Origin of the sequence: Psychromonas arctica, from assembly GCF_036697365.1 — a bacterium.
Classification (GTDB): Bacteria; Pseudomonadota; Gammaproteobacteria; order Enterobacterales; family Psychromonadaceae; genus Psychromonas; species Psychromonas arctica_A.
This window is the reverse complement of the sequence record NZ_JBAHZA010000002.1, coordinates 1-19,742: the sequence shown is the minus strand read 5'-3', so window position 1 is coordinate 19,742 and position 19,742 is coordinate 1. Positions and strand designations below refer to the sequence as shown.

The following is a 19,742-nucleotide window of genomic DNA, read 5'->3' as shown; positions in this document are numbered from 1 at the left end:
GATGAAATATGATTAAAACAATAAGACCCTTGGTGTTTTTACCTACCTTTTTGATATTAGCCGCTGCGTTAATATTAAGCTTGGTAGATCTAGACACCTTCATTAAGGTAACGGGCGACCTTAACAGTAGTATTTTAAAAAACTTTTCATGGTTATTTAGCTTAGGAAGCTTCTACTTACTAGGTTTAGTTGTAGTGACCTACTTTTCTAAACTAGGTAATGTACGAATCGGTAGTGAAGGCAGTGAACCAATGATCAAAAAACCACAATGGTTTATGATCGTACTTTGTACTACTTTTGCCGTGGGGGTTCTATTCTGGACAACCGCAGAGCCTATCTATCATTTGCATGCTCCACCAGCTAGCTTTGGTATAGAAGCGGCAAGCCCTAATGCTACTTTATTTGCTTTCTCTGCGATGTTTTTACATTGGGGACCAACGCCTTACGCAATTTATTGTGTACCAGGGTTAATTTTTGCTCTGGCTTTCCATAATTTGAAAATGCCTTTTTCAATTTCAAGTTCATTACGCCCTGTATTTGGTCGTCTAATTACCCCTGTTGTGGCAGATATTATCGACTCATTAGCTTTGTATTCTCTAGTGGTTGGCATGGCTTCTTCTTTGGGTACGGGTGTATTAACGCTATTAGGCGGTATCAGTCAGTACATCGATATTGAACGTAATGCATTAACCTTAGGGATCATTACAGCAATCATTGTTGGTACTTTTATTTTGTCTGCTATTAGTGGATTAATTAAAGGTATTGCACGTTTATCTAAAATTAACTTTTGGATGCTGATTGCCCTCTTTGTGTTTATCTTTATCTGTGGGCCAACCCTGTATATTTTATCAATTGGGGTTGAAGGCTTAGGTGCCTTTTTACAAAGCTTCTTCCGTTTAAGTTTGTTCACAGGACAAGCTGCAAATGACCCTTGGCCACAATGGTGGAGTGTATTCTATTGGGCAGTTTGGTTTGCTTGGGCACCAATTACTGCGATGTTCTTAGGTAAAATATCGCGTGGTTATACGGTTAAAGAATTCATTCAAGTCAATGTTATTTACCCAAGTTTATTTGTATTCCTATGGATATCAGTATTCTCAGGTACGGCTATTTTCATGGACACACAAAGTGCCGGTGAACTTTATAATGTATTAAACAATGAAGGTATTGAGCAACTACTTTATTACATTATGAATGACTTGCCATTTACTGCGATTACCTCGTTCTTCTTAGTACTGATTGCTTTTATCTCATATGTGACAGCAGCAGATTCAAGTACTGATGCCATTGGTGATTTATGTACTAAAGACTTTACTTCAGAATCTGATGCTAAGACGTCATTACCTATTAAAATACTTTGGGGTACATTAATAGGGTTAGTCTCTTGGATCATGATCAGCACAGTAGGGATTGATGGCGTAAAAAAACTGTCATACTTAGGCGGATTACCAGCCACTTTAATTATCTTAGCTTGTAGCGCGACGTTAATTTTGTGGATTAAAAAACCAGAGTTAGTCGCAGTAGCGAGCAAAAAATAACAACAATAAAAACTAATAGATTAGCAAAAAGCTAACATAGTTAATGCGTTATTTAGGCTAACAGAAATCACTTTCTGTTAGCCTTTTTTATTGCTGCTTTTCTTTTAAAAATATTAATTAAAATAACCAAATAATATTATGAATTTGAAAATTTACTGCTAGACTGCGCGCACATAATAGGAGATAAACAGATGGGTAAAAAACAAAAAATGAACAAATTGATGAAATCATCGCAGGGTGAAAACAATCAAACACAAAAAACCACAGAAATAGGTCGTGGTACGATTAACCATTCAGCAATGGCTGCTTTAGTCACCAGTAAAGTATTTACTATGCGTGTTGAAAAAGCGAAAAAAGGTAAAGGTTCATTCAGTCGTAAAGCAAAGCATATGGGAAAAGAGAGTTATCAAATAGCGGCTTAGTGGTTGATACTGACTAAGTTATATTTGATAGCCTTCTTTAGCATATCCACACAACTATATAGATAAACAAGCAAGTCGTTAACTTAATATGGTGGCGACTTGTTAATCACCAGCACACATTTACCACTAAGTGATACCACTAAAAAGCTTAATAATAGCAAGCTATTCCTCAATCATGCGCCTTGCTCTTTATCATTTTCTCTAAACAAGCCCTGGCCATAATATTATGCGAAGTGGTATAACAAGTTAATTATTAATAACTTAAATTAACCCTGTGTTTCATTACCTACACAAACCTTACTCAAGCCTCTTTACCGATCATTTAATCAGTTTTGATCTTGATACTTTGTGTAAAGTTCATTGAACAATGAACTTTACAGTTGTTAAAATGCCCTATTATTTTCCCATCAAGAGATACAATGGCTAACTTCAATACTCATCTTAATACTGCAGTGATCGTTACTGGTTTAGGCTCCGCTACTTTATTATCTGCAGGACATACTGATTTAAACGGTGCACTTTGGTTATGGTTTTTGGGTTCAATTGGCGGCTTATTGCCAGATATAGATTCAGATAACTCTACTTCTCTTGATACTATTTTTAACTTGTTTGCATTTAGTGCAGTCTTGCTAGTGCTCCATTACATAACGACAGAGTTAATCATTGAAATTAGCTTTATTGAGTTAATCGTTGTGCCTTTACTGGTCTACGGGTTTATGAAATATATCCTTAGACCACTTTTTGAATGGATCACAGTACACAGAGGCAGCTGTCATTCTTTATTATTTATAGTATTTAGCGCATTGTTAACCACACAAGTCACTTGGCAATTGAATGCTCAAGCCACTATGCAAGCAGCAACTTTTGCTTGGCTAGCGGGCGGATTTATTTTGTTAGGAGGACTAATTCATTTAATGTTGGATGAAATTTACAGTGTAGATTTGAGTAACGTTAGAATTAAGCGTTCTTTTGGCACGGCCCTTAAGATTGCTGACTTCGATAATAAATTAATAACGTTATCTTCAGTAATTGCTATTGTAGGCTTGGTCTATATTGCACCTCCCACGGAGCAAACAATCACTGCTCTAAGTGATTGGTCCCACTTTAAATTTCAATCTTTGCAAATTAGATTTTAATTCTTTCTAAAAGATAAATATGTCAAAAAGAGCCCATGTAGTTTATATCATGGGCGTTTAATTAATCTAAATTAATAGCCTTACTGGTTATTAATCTTCTACATCAAAATATAAAGATTTATAACGAACAACCGTTGTACCTGCATCTTGAATGTAAGCTCCAGTTTTAAAGAAGAAGCCGCCTTCTGGCCAATCACTGTCAATTACATGATCCCCACTGCTATTAGTATGCTCTTGACCGTTATCATCGCAATTATCAGCAGAGTACTCACCACCAGATAGACACATTAAAGTACCACGTAGATCATCCATCTTCATCGTCACAACACTGTCTTTGACTTGTACGTAAAAAGAACGATGCTGATTTGTGCTCACAGTAGGTTCACCGCTACTATCTAACCAACGATAAGTATCATATTCAGCATCGCAAGTATCTTTATCGCAAGCAGACAATCTTAATTTGGCTTCGTAAAACTTAGTCCCATCTTCTATTATCTGTGCAATTCGCATCAAAGGAGCGCCGATATTATCACTATCGGAGTTATGTACTTGTAGAACGGTTACTTCATCTAAACCATCACTGGTTGAGTTTATTTTGATGGTACCTTCCATTGTGTTGGTATCAGAACGATTAAAGTCTGTTAGATGACGAAACTCAGTACGTGATGATGAATCACCTTCATGAGTAATTTGCATATAATTTTGTCCGCTTGGCACTCTAAAATCATCCGTTACATAGCCATCAAATGACAAGTCAGGATCACTTGAACTAGCATCAGCTAATTTTGTTGAACCATCCGGCGATGTTAATTTAACTTGATCAAGTGCAGATTGAAATATTGCAGTCCCTGCACTGTTTTCATAATTGTATGGCGCAATGTCAGCAGCAAATACACTCGTGCTTAATACAGAAAGCCCAAGAAATATAGATTTGTTAAGATGACTTATTTTCATGCTATCGTTCCTTAATGTAAAGTAACTATCTAATTAATAACGTATTTTATTAATTAATTTTTGAAAATACTGTGTAAATATTCTTTTACTATTCAGACTTAATTAACAGTAAAATGAATACACAAATAAATTAACAAGGCCACGTTAAGTATTACAATAATATTTATCACTCATAGGTCACTGCTCACAATCTATACAATAGATTATGAACTTTCGTGATTAGAAGCATATAATCAATCACTTACATATTGACAATATAATAATGATAATTACTACGATTACAAATTACTAAATTTTATCGTCATATCTTTCAATTTTTAAAATATAACTTTTATTTATAATCCATAAAAAGTTAAGTTTGATAATAACTTGCCGATAATTTAACAAATATAACTTAACCCAGTATGAACGTTTTAAAGTATCATTGTGCCTGTTATTGATTCGTTTCGCGTTTAAGGAGATTTATGGAAGTTTTGAATCAAAAAGGCGAATTAATTGAGTTAGTTACTGGTTTCAAGTTTGGTGATAGCTTCTTCACTTTATTAGATTTTATCAAATACCCAAGTCCTGATGATGCTTTACGTTGTACCAGTGAATTGCAATGTGAGCTGTTTTACCGCGATATCATGAACTACGCATTTGTTCCCTCCCATAACCAACTATTGGCAGATGGATATATAGATTTAGCAGCTAAAAATTTAAATGAGATCAATAATTTATCTTTAGATCATTTAACAGGCTTAAAGAAAAGAGAATACCTAGAACGCAAGTTAGCTAGCTTGGAAAATGAACAATATCTCGGTAACCCCATCGACTTTTCGATGATCATGTGTGATTTGGATAACTTTAAATCGGTTAATGATAGATTTGGACATTCCATTGGGGATGATACTTTAGCGCTTTTTGGAAAATTAATTACTGATACACTTCGCCCTTCTGATTTTGCTTATCGGTATGGAGGTGAAGAATTTTTAATATTACTGCCTAATACAGAATTGCTCGATGCTATTGTAGTTGCGGAAAGGTTAAGGAAAGTGATTGAAAAACGTTTATTGGTTGGTAACTTTGGTCTAAATCAAATAACAGCTTTTGATTTAGATATTTCAACGATAACCAGTCATGAAGACGATATTAATGACACTTTCTTTCTAGCGCATAATGTCACCTGTAGTTTCGGCGTCGCTAATTATTTAGAGCAAGGTCAATCTACAGAGGCATTATTTGATGCCGCTGATGCCAATCTGTATATCGCTAAAAAAAGTGGAAGAAATAAAGTATCTGCTTAGTAAATCATTGTCATTTAACCCAATAATAACCAAGCAAATACTCGACTTAAAGCGTCAAGTTAAACTACCTATTTAAAACGCAATACTAATTCATGTAAATCATCTGCGGTCTTTTTTAGATAATTTATTGAAGCTCCAGTTTCCGTCGTTAAATTAACGTTCTCATTAGTAAGGCCAGAAATACCAACAACTTGTTGGTTAATATCTTCAGATACATGTGCTTGCTCTTCAATGGCTGTGGCAATCTGAATCGACATATCAGATATTTGTGCAACCGCCTCAACAATGCCCTTAAGCATTTCACTGCTTTCTAATACTTTACTCATACCATTTTCAGCTTCAACGGTCCCCTGCTCTACATGCGTCACTGCAGAGCTTGTTTTATCCGTCAGCAACTCAACAATCTTAAAGATTTCACTTGTAGAGTCTTGTGTATGTTTTGCTAAGTTACGTACTTCATCAGCTACTACTGCAAAACCGCGTCCTTGCTCTCCTGCTCTTGCTGCTTCAATAGCAGCATTCAATGCCAATAAATTAGTTTGTTTGGCTATTTTATCTATGATGTTAGTTGCCGCAGATATTCTTTCCGCTTCATCTGATACTTCAGTGACCGACCGATTAATGGTTTGTACCGTATCTCTTAATTTATCAATTGATGCGCTGGTTACATTCGCTAAGGCTTCCCCTTTTGTTGCTAATGATAATGCAGTTTCGGCATGCTCTGCAGTATCTGAAACTCTTGAGGAGACTTCATTAATTGTTGCAGTAATTTCATTACTTGCAGTCGCAACTTGTTCCGTTTTGGCTTGTAGTTGTTCTAAACCATTTTTAGAGTGTTGCACAAATTCAAAGGAATTATGCGATTCCGATGTTACTTTTATTGCAGCACCTTCAATACGACTCAACACTGTGATTAGGTGTGATTGCTGACTTAATATAGCAACTTTTACTTTTCCTAATAAACCGGTACTTGAAGTATAAGACTGAGCAGCCTGCTCATTTGAAAAATAACCACTTAATGACTCAGATAATGCCAACAAGTTGTTTTTACTTTCAAGACTCGTCCATAATGCATAAGCAATATTAGAGATAATCAATACACTAATAGCAGCTATGTTTGAATCAATTGATATAAAGAATAAAGACAATAAAATTAGCACTATAAGTAATAAATTTGGAAGTGAAATAGGCAATGTTTTACTTAAGCCTTTTCCCGCATTAACACGTTGATAGAGTTTTTCAGTTCTTATTACATCTTGCTGTTTAGGACAAGACCTTACTGACTCATAACCAACAATCTTCCCGTTTTCAGTAACAGGCGTTACATATGCATCAACCCAATAGTATTCCCCGTTTTTACATCGGTTTTTTACTAAGCCCATCCATGGCTTACCTTGTTTTAGTTGACCCCACATAGCTTCAAATGCTTCACGTGGCATATCGGGGTGACGCACTAAGTTATGAGGCTGTCCAATTAACTCATCGCGTGTAAAACCACTAATATCAATAAATGCCTGATTACAGTCAATAATATTGCCATCAATATCGGTCACTGAAATAAGTTTTGTATGCTCTGCGAAGGTTTTTCTAAGATCTATCACAGGTAAGTTGTTGCGCATTAAGATATCCTTGTTTCAAAGTACTTTCAGTACAAAATTTTCATATATAAATTCAATTCATTTTAGCTATATCAAAATGAGTATATTGATACTACAGCATTTGATAATAAATTGACCGTAATACTGATAGTAATTTTACAAAATTCAACTCAAAACAGGTAATAACTAGCATTAAAAGCAAAATACTTAATTTTTACTGCTTTTAACCGCGAACAAGCAACTAAAATAGGCTAAAATAGATGGTTATTATTTACTCTAGAGCTATTTATTTAATGACATTTAATGCTATACCCGATATAGGTTCTGATACAGTGACCTCATTTACATCACTAAAACTTGTCTCTCCTTTATTAACTCGTTTAGATGAGATGAACTATACAAAGCCGACGCCTATTCAGGCACAGACAATTCCAAGTATATTAGCGGGCCGTGATATCATTGCAGGTGCAAACACAGGCTCTGGTAAAACAGCTGCATTTGCTTTACCAATGTTAAATAACCTTGCTTTAGTTAATAGATCACATAAGTCATCTGACAACTTTGTATCGAATCTGATCCTAGTACCTACCCGAGAGTTAGCCAAACAAGTTTCAGATAGTATTAAATCTTATGCTGTACACTTCAACGGTTCCATTAAAACCGTGCCTGTATTCGGTGGCGTTTCGATTAATACACAAATGCAAGCGTTACGCGGTGGCAGCGATATTGTTGTGGCGACGCCAGGGCGTCTATTAGATTTAATCAATAGCAATGCGTTGAAGCTCGATAAGGTAAAAACCTTAGTATTAGATGAAGCAGATAGAATGCTCAGTTTAGGTTTTAGTGATGAACTGTCATCATTATTAAGCTTATTACCAGTTCAAAAACAAACTTTACTGTTTTCAGCAACCTTTCCAGAGCAAGTTAAAACATTAACGACCGCACTACTTAATAATCCAGTTGAAATTCAATTACAAAGTGCAGAAGAAAGTACATTAGTTCAACGATTATTCACTGTTGATAAAGGTCAAAAGACCGCATTGTTAGCACACTTGATTAAACATCATAATTGGCAACAAATACTAATTTTTGTAAATGCTAAAACCGGTTGTAAGCATCTAGCAGATAAGCTAGCAAAACGAGGCATTACTGCTGAAGTGTTTCATGGCGATAAAGGACAAGGAGCTAGAACACGTGTTTTAGATGCATTTAAAGCCGGTGATATTCAAGTTTTAATTGCAACAGATATTGCTGCACGTGGCTTGGATATAGAAAAACTGCCTGTAGTAATCAACTTTGATCTACCAAGAAGCCCTGCTGATTATATGCATCGAATTGGACGAAGTGGTCGTGCTGGTGAAGTTGGTCTTGCACTTTCTCTTATTGATTACGAAGATTATCACCATTTTAATGTCATAGAAAAAAAGCATAAGATTTACTTAGAGCGTGAACAAGTCATTGGATTTGAAACGACTGACTTTGAAAAGCAAGTGTTTCAAGCAAAAGAAAAGTTAAAGGTACAACCACAAGGTACGGGTAAAAAGAAACGTAGCAAACAACCACAAATAAATGCCGATATTTGGTTAGGTAAGGCATAAACTATTCAAGCTAATCTCAATGAAATGGAGGTTAGCTTTATTATAAAATTACTAATATATAAACGTAATTTGATTGACAATGATTACACACTATTTTCTTTGCAATTAAACAACACTATTTTTTAGTTTTAATTTTTAAATACTACTTACTCGCTTATTCGCTGTATTAAATTATTCAATTTAAGATCTATTTGCCTCAAAAATTCGTTTATTTATTATGCTATATCATTATTTTTTATTAGTAATACTAATGATATTAGCTATAATGCCATACAAAACAGATGTTTATTTATCTTTATATATTGTATTTTTTATAATAAATGATTATCAGTAAAGCGCCTTTATTCATTAATGGGTAATAGTGCTAAACACTAATCACAAAGGCAGAATAGGTTCTATGAACTCAAAAAAAAATACTGAACTATTAGCAAGTCAACAAAAAATACTCACAAAAATAGCATTGGGTGATCCATTAGAAGATATACTTAAGTCAATTTGTCTCTCTATTGAAAACCTTATTGATGATAAAACGGCTAAATGTTCAATTTTAAAATTAGTTGATAACCTGCTATTTAGTGTCGCCTCCCCAAGCATACCAAACAGTTACTCAGAGGTAATTAATGGTATCAAAATAGGACCGTTAGTTGGCTCTTGTGGTACGGCGGCATTTACCAATGAACGTGTCTTGGTAGAAAATATCGCTGATTCAACTCTATGGGAAGGCTTTAAAAGTGTTGCAAAGGCACATAATTTAGCATCATGCTGGTCTACACCTATTACTTCAAGTAAATCCGAAATCTTAGGCACTTTTGCAATCTATTACAGTTCTCCTAAATCGGCTTCTAAAGAATGTTTAAACTTGATTGATTATTTTGTTCACCTTTCTAGTATTGCAATTGAGAAAAGTAACAATGCTTTTCATATGAGAAAATTAATCCATGATTTAAAAGTAACTAATCAAAATTTAAATGCCTTTATCAAAGTAATACCTGACCCTGCAATTGTTATTACCAAAGAAGGCTTATACCTTAATGTATATGCAGCATCTGAGAACTTATTAAGTGATCCAATCCAAGATTTAGTAGGCAAAAATATAAATGACATTTTATCTAAAGATGATGCTGAAATGGCATTAGATAAAATAAATAAAACATTAGAAACTAATGAAACTCATGTTTTCGAATACACATTAACAATACGTTCTATTGTTCATATTTTTGAAGGTAGAACCATTAAAATTGATTATGATAATCAGAGTCATGTATTGTGGGTGATCAGGGATATCACTAACCGTAAAAACAGTGAAGATGAAGTAAAAAAATTAGTTTATTACGATCCATTAACTAACTTGCCCAATAGACGTTTACTCACTGAGCGTATTAATAGTTGTGTTGAAAAAATAATTAAAGATGACACGATCAGTGTATTGTTATTTTTAGATATCGACAATTTCAAGCGTATAAATGATTCCCTAGGACATAGTGCTGGTGATCAATTACTGATTCAGTCAGCAACACGTCTTTCAGCTATATTAGGTGATGTAAATACCTTGGCTAGAATTGGTGGTGATGAGTTTGTGATATTAGTAGATGACATTGCAGATAATATGCAACAAGCGCAATCTAACGTTATTCAATTAGTACAAAAAATACAAAGTATTTTTATCGATAAATATGAGCTGGGTAAACTAGCCTTTCAGATAAGTGCCAGCATTGGTATTTACTTAATCGATAAAAATCATGCAGATGCAGATAATATTCTAAAATTTGCAGATACTGCAATGTACCGTACTAAATTCAAAGGAGGCAACGGTTACAGCTTCTTTGACCCTAAACAACAAACATTATTGGAAATAAAAACAGAGCTAGAAAGTGAGATAATAAGAGCAATTGAAGGTGACGAATTTTGTGCACACTTTCAGCCGCAAGTTGACGTAAATGGGAAAGTATCAGGCGCTGAAGCATTAATTCGCTGGAATCACCCAACTAAAGGTTTAGTCCCACCTTACCAATTTATTCCTTTAGCCGAACAATTTGGCTTAATCCAAAAACTTCAAAATATTGTATTACGCGATATTTGTTTACTGTTAAAAGAACTATCAAAACACGCTATTATCCCACCGAATTATCGAATAGCGATTAATATGGCACAAAACCAATTCAATTCGCCGACATTAAAAAATGAATTGATTTCTATTTTAAATGAATATCAAGTATCTCCACATCAAATAATGTTAGAGATAACAGAAAGCATGTTATCGAAAGACTTATCTTACACAGTGCAACAAATGCATGAGCTGAAAGCTCAAGGGTTTACATTTTCTATTGATGATTTTGGAACAGGTTACTCTTGCTTATCAACATTACATGCTTACCCTGTTGATGAATTGAAGATAGACAAAAGCTTTATCGATAATATTGAGAATGTTCAAACTGGGTTACCTATTGTTGAAACGATCATTAATCTAGCAAAAAACCTAAATATCTCTGTAATGGCAGAAGGTGTCGAAACAGAAAAACAATTCTCTATATTAAAAGAGAAAAAAACTGATGGGATTCAAGGTTATTTAGTCGCGAAGCCTATGCCTGCTGAAGATTACATTACTTGGCATCAAGGAGTTACTAACTCATAATAAATAACATATAACTGGTTAATACCTGGGTAAATTTCTTGAATAATTGTCTTTAATTCAGCTAAGGTCATATTTTCTTGGCGAGCGTGCTCTATAGTTAAATTCTCAAATAATATAGGCTCTACTCGTAATATAATTAAGCGACAAAACCACCGTTCTTGTTCATAAGTATAAACATTTACTTGGGTATTTGGCTGATAGTCTTTCTCTTCCTCGTTTCTTATCGTTAACGTTTTTTTACCAGATAAAATATCTACTTCAAATCGCTCGAAAAAAGTAATTTTTGATTTAGGCACCATCGCAAATGACATGATTAAACTCACTTATAAAAAGAGATGAAGATAGCATTATCACAACAACTACTGCAATAATGTTAATACCAATTGCATTAAATAAGTGATCTAAATTTTGCGCAGGAAAAATGACTTAGTTTAAGTCGTAACTTAAGCCTTTCGTCGATTAACTTCGTTAATAGTCTATCGGAGAATTAACGATAAGATGTTAATTCTTTAATAGTTGTTCTATTTACGAAAGTTACAACGAAGAAATAAGTTATTTTAACAAGTAAAATAGATCAGTTACTTAGTGTGATTGGTACAATAACACCTCTTTATAATTAAGTTTTCTGATTTACTAAACCATACTTAGCGTTTAGGAGGTGACGGAAGAGCTGCTTTTAACTCTTCATTCGTAACACCTAGTTCTTTTGCTGCTGCAACGAGATCTAAATCCCGCCCTCCATTATTTCTAATAATGTTCATGAGCGTTTTTTCAGAAACACCTAATACTTTAGCTGCTTTATCGAAACCAGGCGGAGTACCGTGTCCGGGTCCGCCGCCTTTTCCTTGCCCACCTGCAGCACCTATTCCTTGTTTAGCTGTTGTTGAAAAGTTGTCTTTAGCTACTACACCGTGTAAGCATGTTGGTAAATTAGGGAAAGTAGTAGAAGCGTGATAATGATATATACCCTTTGGGTATTCCTTCGTAGCACTAAAGTGACCACCACAAATATCTAGGTCTTCAGGTGTCTTACCGTCTTGTTCTAAACTGCCGTAAATTGGAAAACCGTCAAAGGCATAGGCAAAGATAGCACTGGCTTTTTGTTCAATATTACATTCGATGTCTAAGTGCTCTTCTTTATAAACAGAGCTAATATCCGTTGCTGTTGAATGCCAGTGATACCAACCACCTGGATCAACATGCCCACCACATTTATCCAACGCAGGCATATGTCCAGTTTCTAATACCGAAGGAGCATCAGCAAAAATAGGGACACCGTCTAGCGCTAATCCTACTTTTGCAACAGTCCCTAAATCAGTTATCTGCTCTGATTTTATAGGATTAATAGGGATTAAAATGGTCATTTCAACTGTCTTATCGACGGAAGCTTGTAAACAAGTATTGTCACTTTTAGGTTGACTCGTACGAACATCAGTGATGTTTACATTTCCATCTTTATCATAGAAATTGTAACCTTGGCTATCCAACATAGATAAAAAACCTTTATCTATTTGATATAAGCCAGATAATTCACCATCCCAATTCCAAATCCCCCCTTTTTGGTCAATGCTTTGTGGGCAAAATGGACCTGTTCTTAGATTATCTGGCTGATATTTAACAACAAACCTAGCGCAAGTAGACTTTTCCCCATTTTCTAGAGAACATTCACCAACGACCGGCTCTGTAACTAACACATCTTTATTGATATCAGCAATATTAATACCCGCCGATACACTACCAATTGAAGCTCCCATAGAAACAGCACTGGCGATCAGACATTGTGTAAATTTTTGTAAATTCATTAAACTCCCTTAACACTTACTAATTACAAGATTAGTGCCCCATTTTAATAAGCCACATACCCATATTTCTTAAAATATCATTTCAAAATAGTTATAATAGTAAGTAATACTTGTTGGATTGACTGCAAAATTGTATTTACATAACTTGAGCAACTTCCACATATTGCTTACAATGTATCCCTTTTACTTTTATAGGTTATATTTATGAACGACACTCAGTCTCTACCAACACTTCCAGACCGTTTATCTGTTAATCCACGCAGTCCTTACCATGTTGCAGAAATATTCGAACACGATATTGGTATTAGACTTAATGGCAAAGAACGCACTGATGTCGAAGAATATTGCATTAGCGAAGGCTGGGCTTTAGTTTCAGCACATAAAGCGTTAGATCGCCGCGGCCAACCGCTAATGAGAACCGTAAAAGGTACAGTTGAAGCTTATTATCGTTAAATGATAAACCCCAAGGTGCTTTAAAAGCACCTTTTTATTTTCAGTTGTAAATCTCACATTATTTAAAGATTCAAATATTTATTTATATCGAGATTATCTACTAGGGAATCCACCCATTATGACTTCTGAACTAGTATCACAGCTTGCAAATGAATTATCCGGTAGCTCCCCTTTAAACCTTGGCCCCATTTGATATGGAAATGAGGGAGAAAGTGTTCCATCAACTTCTTCAACTAATGTAATATGATAGTGATAGCCCTTCCCGTCACCTGTATCATGACCATTGTGTTCGTCTAATACTGCACCAGTAACTTCCTCACCAGCATAATAATAATCTTCATAATAATACCCATCATCCGCAGCGATTATATTACTTGATAATGTAGTGACTTCTTCACCAATATCGGGACCATTTTCTTCCGCTTCCATTACACCCGCTTCAAGATCGTATTCATCTACAAGAACACAAGTTCTTTCACCTTCAGTCTCACACCCACCTTCAGCTTCAGAAGCACCATAATCACGAACTTTCCAGCCACTAATAGCTAATTCTCCAGCACTCTCATAAGGACCGTATAATGGGTAACCGTCAGCAGCAAAACCATAGATAGGAGAATGTTGATCACCTTCATCATCTAATAATTCTGCTAGACAACTAGTATATTGATGATGATGGTAAAGACCATTTGCAGCATGTCCAGCACAAATATCCACGTCATATTGCTCTGCTTCAGGTGCTAAGTTATACCACTGATTAGTACCGTAACTCATACCATCACCCCAGTTAAAAATTGCAACACCGTTTACCATTAACCCAATACTATCTAGACCTGTTTCACAAACATCACTCTCATCTAAATCTATTGGCGTATCAACAAAATAAGCTTCAACAGACTGCTGATTTGGACACCCCGGGCCTGGTGGCCAATAACCTGCTCCACCTGTATCATCACAATTCTCTGTGCTGCTGTTATAACCGATATCTTGACCAAACAATACAAGATCACCCGCTGCAACAGTGGTATAACCATTTACAAAATCGGTCACCGCTTTTGGTCGGTTATCTAAATCCTCTACCATTTCATCAGTCATGGTCGTTTCGTATTTTGGGATACCATTAGTTAATACATACGTATATCCGATACCATCATCAGTGACATTTTCAGCAGATTGAACATCCTCTACAACGCCAACACCATCATCGTCTAAAATGTAAACGGATGTAGTAGTATTATTTATTATCCAACTAGTTTCTGTATCAGTACCGTCTGTATTCTCAACACTTGTATCACTGCTAGTATCGTCGTCTGTATTTGATGTTTCATCACTGCTCGAGTCGATGGTTGAACCGCTAGAAACTGTTGAAGTGGAATCTCCACAACCAGTTAAAGTTAGCAATACAACACAACCTAATAAAAAGCTCAAACATTCCTTGTTTTTCATGCGGTGAATCTCCGATGGTAATATTAGATCAATCTAACCTAACAATGTGCAAAAAATGTGCAAAATAAACAGTTTTTTAATAGTATTTAGTTTTGTTAATTACAAGGCAGGAAAACTTTCAAATCTATATGTGATAAAAAGAGATTTATTGGGATCAACATATAACGTTGCTAATATTTTTTTATGCTCTGCAACCCAGTACATATGTCCATGATTATTTAAAGTAACTGAGACCGTATTTATGCCATTTTTTAGATAACGCTGTGGAATATGGATAGTTTTACCATAAACTCGTTGTATTTTAGTTCCGTTAATATACAAATGAGCATGCCCTTCTACAAAATTTGAATTTTCGTCGATACTAACCTTCATCAACTCTGCCATTGTGCTATTTTCAGGAGGAGGAATTAATAAATAATGCTCTGTAATTAAGGTTAAGTTATAACCATCGATACTGTCTTTGGTGAGTTTTAAGCTTAGTTTTGGTGACTTAATACCAGATGGAACATCGATGGGTAGATGTGAATGTTCAATTGCCTCTTGTGCAAGTGACTGAGCTATCCCTGAAATTAATAACACGAAAACTGTAATGATCTTCATATATCCCCTCACGAAATTTCGTTAATTTTTTAATGGTTTTACATTGAGGTGAGTAAGCAGTTGATGCCATTTATTTAATTAGCTTTTACTCTTCCTTTTTTACAGATACACGTTATTTAATAAATAAGGAATAACTCATTACACTAAAAATAAATATGTAAAATAAGAGTCAATATAAATTTAAATACTGAACAGCCTTTTTACTTACTATTATTAAAGTTAAAGTCACAAATAAAGCCCTTTTAAAACAATCACTTAATTAATTTAATTTATGAATAAAAAAATGCCAGATTAAAGTTTCTACTATTAATAAAATAGTAAACGCCTCAACCTGGCACACAAATATAAATATATTTATAATTAATTAATGATAAAAATATTCTTTAATAGTAATTAAAACACGCTTTAATAGTCTAAAGTTACCCCAGCAAACATTAATGCACTGTACCCAGAAAAAGTATCTATTGGGCGAATTTCAACATTCAATTCACCTTCGAATTCAATATCAATCTTATAGTTTTTCCAAGAAAAACCAGAGCTAAGAGTAATAATTTCACTTTCACCATTAATAAGTAATTCTATCGACGCAGGTTCATGACTCCAAGCTCCTGCTGTTAAATAAATTGATGCTAAGTTTACTTGTTGCTCACCACTATTAAGGCTTAAGACGATACCATTATCAGGATTCCAGCTCATTGACTGGTATCCTTTATAAGTTTGTTCATCTTGATTAGTAAATGTGTAACGACTAGTGCGAGATTTCGTTGTACCTATATAAGACAAAGAAGATAAAGTTGCATCAGAGAAAGAACTGTTGACGACTTCAAGTTGATGAGTAATAAACTTATTATCAGATACATCGATATTAGTACCGTTATCTGTCTGAACATCCATGAGTGAAGCGTATTGAATAACTTCTTCTATAACTGGTTCAGCAGTCTCAATTTCATCAAACACAATGCCTGCAATCATCAATGAACTGTAACCACTGTGATCACTGTCTGTTGTAATCGTCACAGGTACTGTCCCTTCGAAATTGATATCAACTACCATATATTGCCATGAATACCCCTTCTGTAAGGTAATGGTTTCGGTTTTGTCGCCAACAATTACTTCTACTGAAGCGGCAGTACTACTCCATACGCCCGCTTGTAAATAGATATGAGCGATTTGTGTTGTACCGTTACTTTGCATAGTAAAGTTAACACTATTAGCAGTATTAAATCCCATACTGACATAACCGTTACTCAATACCGATTGTTCGTTGCTAAAAATAAAGTAACTACTTTCACGACTTTTGCTATTGCCACTATTTATATCAAAAATAACAGATGACACAGTGGCACCACTATTACCTTCATTGTAATGATTTTCATTATAGAATGAATATAAACCTTGCTCAGACACATCGATTTCAACAGGTTTACTAATAAACTCGTGAGATAATGCAACACTGTATGAATCATAGCTATACTGAGCTGTTTCTTCAATTTCTACGAAATCATTACCAGTATCCTCTTCATTGCTATTATCCTCATTCTCAATAACTTCCATACATGACTCATCTGAGTAACTAGAGCCAGCAGGATTAAAAGCAATCACTCGATAACAGTAGGTTTCATCTATTAATACATCATCATCTGTATAACTCGTGGTATTCGCCGCTATAGTTGAAATAATGGTTGAATCATTTTCATTTAAACCACGTTTCTCAATATAAAAACCATCTTCATTAGAAGAACTATCTGCCCAAGTAATATATAAGCTCGCAGCATATACTGAGTTTAAGGACATATAAAACCCCAAAATCAGCAATAAGGTGTTGCGTATGTTGTAAATATAAATCATGTTGCTTCTCCGATCTTTTAGGCACTCTATTTCAATCTGCGTTGAATTCGGAGCATTTAGCCTGTCTTGCATTGTTTTTAAGTGCCTAATAAAGGACAACTTCCATTAGGTATTAATCTTGTCGCCCAATACATTTAAATAATTTCGAGCAACAGTCTAAAAAATACTACTTTAAGGGTAGTTAATTAGTTTATTAATGCAAAATTAAAAGAAAAAAAACTACATTATTTACACCCTTTCGATACTAAACATCTAATTTTAATATGAATCTTTTTCGAAATTACTTTTGAAAACCTTTTTTGATAATTAAATGTCAAAATACTCTCTTAGTGCTACAATAATACCCACATAGAGATACTTATATTTTATAAAATACTCTACAAACACTTAATACTTATGAACAAAAAAGGCACTTATGCGCTCACTTTCTATTAAAAATCGAATCATTTTATCTATTTTACTTGTTGTCGTAGTATCGACTAGTGTGATTGCGTTTGTAGCACAACATAAATCACATGAATTTTTATTAAATCGCCTACAAAATTCAGAATTACCAAATTTAGTACAACGAGTTTCTCAAACTGTCGACGGAGAAATTGCTGAGATGAAAGCAATTACAAAATCGATTGCTAATAACCCATTCATCTATCAATTAATAGATAACAACAATAAATCTGAGATAGATAAACGTTTAACGGAATATTTATCAGGCATTGCCAACACCAATAATTTGAGTAATGCCTCATATATCGAACGAAACACTGCAGAATACTGGAACCAAAAAGGTTTCCTCCGAGTATTACAGGATAATGATCACGATAGTTGGTATTTCAAATTCAAAAATAGTGGCCTACAAACTTCAGCAAGCACTTACACTGAATCAGATGGCACCATCAATGTATTTGTTAACTATCAACAACTTAATGGTAGAGGTTCATCAGGCGTTTCAAGAACTTTTTCAGATATTGCCACCCTGTTGCAACAGTTTAAAATTGAGCAAACAGGATTTGTGTACTTGGTAGACCAAAAAGGTCTCATTAAAGTTCATAAAAACCGCAATTACGCTGAAAGTAAAAATGTAAATGAGATTTATCCTGACTTGGATAAAAGTATTCTTTTTGCTAAGCAACCTTTTGCTTTTCAAGAAGTAGGCGAATACATGATTTCAACCAGTTATATTGATAGTTTGCAATGGTATATTATTGCTCAAGTACCAAAGAATGAATTGTATGAGCCTATTACAGAAGCTCGTAACTTTATGATAATTCTATTCTTAATTATTGTAACTGTATTTGTAGGCTTGAGCATTGTTGTATCAAACAGGTTGGTTTTACCATTACAAAAAATGGCTGAAAAGTTCCGTATATTAGGTGACGGTGAAGGTGATTTAACCAGTAAAGTTGACGAGAATGGCGCTTATGAGATTGCTGAATTAGCTAAAGGGTTTAATTCATTTGTCGCGAATATTCGCACTGTGGTCCATGACGTTAAGTTCACATCCACCGATATCAGAAGTGCGTCAGAACACGTATATAAAGATGCCAATGCTTCTAAGTTATCACTCGATAAGCAAAGAGATGAAGCACATCAGGTATCTGTTGCAATTAATGAAATGGGTAGCACAATTGCTGAAATTGCAAATAATGCCGCTGTCGCAGCAGAAACCACCAATGAAGCGACAAACAAGACATCACAAGCACAAATTGTGGTCAATGAATCAACACAAACAATTAGCATTATGGCTGAAGATATGGAAATTGTGTCTGCTAATATCGAAACACTAGCACAGAGAAGCGACTCAATTAGTAGTGTATTAGATGTCATAAGAGGCATTTCCGAACAGACTAACTTATTAGCACTTAATGCGGCAATTGAAGCTGCTCGTGCTGGTGAGTATGGTCGTGGGTTTGCTGTAGTTGCAGATGAAGTAAGAAACTTAGCTAAAAAAACACATGAATCAACAGATGAAATTCATAGAATGATCACTGAACTTCAAGATGGATCTAAGCTAGCGGTCGACTCCGTTCATAAAAGCCGTGAACAAGCGATTTTAGGGTTGAATGCAGCGCAAAAGACTAACTCAGCATTAAATGAGATTGTTAATAATGTTCAGCATATATCAGACTTAAATACCCAAATTGCGACGGCTACAGAGGAACAATCAGCGGTAATTAATGAGATCAATGTACATGTAGTAAACATTAGTGATAGCACTGAAGAAAGTGCTCATGCATCGCAAAGTATTGAATCTTCAACAGACTCGTTAAAATCAATGGCAGCAAGTTTAGACAAACTAGTAAACCGCTTTAAATCATAACTAATTATTAAGTGGCTTATTTAATAATAAGCCACTTAATACCAATCACACTAAGTAACTGATCTATTTTACTTGTTAAAATAACTTATTTCTTCGTTGTAACTTTCGTAAATAG

At 34.7% G+C, this 19,742-nt stretch carries 15 protein-coding genes; 8 read left to right on the top strand and 7 right to left on the bottom strand.

Annotated features, from left to right (window positions below; translation table 11 throughout):
• The first annotated feature begins 8 nt into the window (after positions 1-8).
• From V5290_RS02155 to V5290_RS02145, 3 genes are all read left to right on the top strand, one after another.
• Positions 9-1,538, top strand: a complete 1,530-nt coding sequence (locus tag V5290_RS02155) for a BCCT family transporter (protein ID WP_333381315.1) — start codon at positions 9-11, stop codon at positions 1,536-1,538.
• 221 nt (positions 1,539-1,759) lie between these two features.
• Entirely contained in the window at positions 1,760-1,960 is a 201-nt protein-coding gene (locus tag V5290_RS02150; RefSeq protein ID WP_333382142.1) for a ribosome alternative rescue factor ArfA, read from the top strand.
• A 419-nt stretch (positions 1,961-2,379) separates the two neighbouring features.
• Positions 2,380-3,096 carry a metal-dependent hydrolase gene (locus V5290_RS02145; RefSeq protein ID WP_333381311.1) on the top strand — a complete coding sequence of 239 codons (717 nt, stop codon included), beginning with the start codon at positions 2,380-2,382 and terminating at the stop codon, positions 3,094-3,096.
• A gap of 90 nt (positions 3,097-3,186) precedes the next feature.
• Here V5290_RS02145 and V5290_RS02140 read toward each other — a convergent pair whose 3' ends face one another.
• Positions 3,187-4,050: a polysaccharide lyase family 7 protein gene (locus V5290_RS02140; RefSeq protein ID WP_333381309.1), complete on the bottom strand. Its 864-nt coding sequence runs from the start codon at positions 4,048-4,050 to the stop codon at positions 3,187-3,189.
• A 464-nt stretch (positions 4,051-4,514) separates the two neighbouring features.
• Between V5290_RS02140 and V5290_RS02135 the strand changes: the two genes are divergently transcribed.
• Positions 4,515-5,336 (top strand): GGDEF domain-containing protein, encoded by an 822-nt coding sequence (locus tag V5290_RS02135; RefSeq protein WP_333381306.1) that lies wholly within the window; start codon positions 4,515-4,517, stop codon positions 5,334-5,336.
• Positions 5,337-5,404: 68 nt separating this feature from the next.
• Here the strand turns inward: V5290_RS02135 and V5290_RS02130 are convergent, their stop codons facing one another.
• On the bottom strand, positions 5,405-6,955 hold the full coding sequence (locus V5290_RS02130; RefSeq protein WP_333381303.1) for a PAS domain-containing methyl-accepting chemotaxis protein: 1,551 nt from the start codon (positions 6,953-6,955) through the stop codon (positions 5,405-5,407).
• Between the two features lie 272 nt (positions 6,956-7,227).
• On the opposite strand from V5290_RS02130, the gene V5290_RS02125 reads away from it, so the two are divergent.
• Together V5290_RS02125 and V5290_RS02120 are read left to right on the top strand one after the other, a co-directional pair.
• Entirely contained in the window at positions 7,228-8,532 is a 1,305-nt protein-coding gene (locus V5290_RS02125; protein ID WP_333382140.1) for a DEAD/DEAH box helicase, read from the top strand.
• Between the two features lie 397 nt (positions 8,533-8,929).
• Positions 8,930-11,164, top strand: coding sequence for a sensor domain-containing phosphodiesterase (locus tag V5290_RS02120; protein WP_333381299.1), 2,235 nt, complete (start codon positions 8,930-8,932; stop codon positions 11,162-11,164).
• On the opposite strand, the gene yqfB is transcribed toward V5290_RS02120, so the two are convergent.
• Positions 11,143-11,463, bottom strand: coding sequence for a N(4)-acetylcytidine aminohydrolase (gene yqfB / locus V5290_RS02115; protein ID WP_333382138.1), 321 nt, complete (start codon positions 11,461-11,463; stop codon positions 11,143-11,145). The two genes, V5290_RS02120 and yqfB, sit on opposite strands and share 22 nt — an antisense overlap.
• A gap of 345 nt (positions 11,464-11,808) precedes the next feature.
• Positions 11,809-12,966, bottom strand: coding sequence for a YHYH protein (locus V5290_RS02110; protein ID WP_333381297.1), 1,158 nt, complete (start codon positions 12,964-12,966; stop codon positions 11,809-11,811).
• Positions 12,967-13,170: 204 nt separating this feature from the next.
• Here V5290_RS02110 and V5290_RS02105 point away from each other — a divergent pair, with 204 nt between their 5' ends.
• Positions 13,171-13,419 carry a DUF3297 family protein gene (locus tag V5290_RS02105; RefSeq protein WP_333381294.1) on the top strand — a complete coding sequence of 83 codons (249 nt, stop codon included), beginning with the start codon at positions 13,171-13,173 and terminating at the stop codon, positions 13,417-13,419.
• A gap of 93 nt (positions 13,420-13,512) precedes the next feature.
• On the opposite strand, the gene V5290_RS02100 is transcribed toward V5290_RS02105, so the two are convergent.
• The 3 genes from V5290_RS02100 to V5290_RS02090 form a co-directional block, all read right to left on the bottom strand.
• A complete protein-coding gene (locus V5290_RS02100) occupies positions 13,513-14,862 on the bottom strand; it encodes a YHYH protein (protein WP_333381292.1) in 1,350 nt (449 codons plus the stop codon).
• Between the two features lie 99 nt (positions 14,863-14,961).
• Positions 14,962-15,462, bottom strand: coding sequence for a hypothetical protein (locus V5290_RS02095; RefSeq protein ID WP_333381290.1), 501 nt, complete (start codon positions 15,460-15,462; stop codon positions 14,962-14,964).
• A 405-nt stretch (positions 15,463-15,867) separates the two neighbouring features.
• Positions 15,868-17,256 (bottom strand): fibronectin type III domain-containing protein, encoded by a 1,389-nt coding sequence (locus tag V5290_RS02090; protein ID WP_333381287.1) that lies wholly within the window; start codon positions 17,254-17,256, stop codon positions 15,868-15,870.
• Between the two features lie 469 nt (positions 17,257-17,725).
• Here V5290_RS02090 and V5290_RS02085 point away from each other — a divergent pair, with 469 nt between their 5' ends.
• Entirely contained in the window at positions 17,726-19,627 is a 1,902-nt protein-coding gene (locus tag V5290_RS02085) for a methyl-accepting chemotaxis protein (RefSeq protein ID WP_333381285.1), read from the top strand.
• Positions 19,628-19,742: the final 115 nt, after the last annotated feature.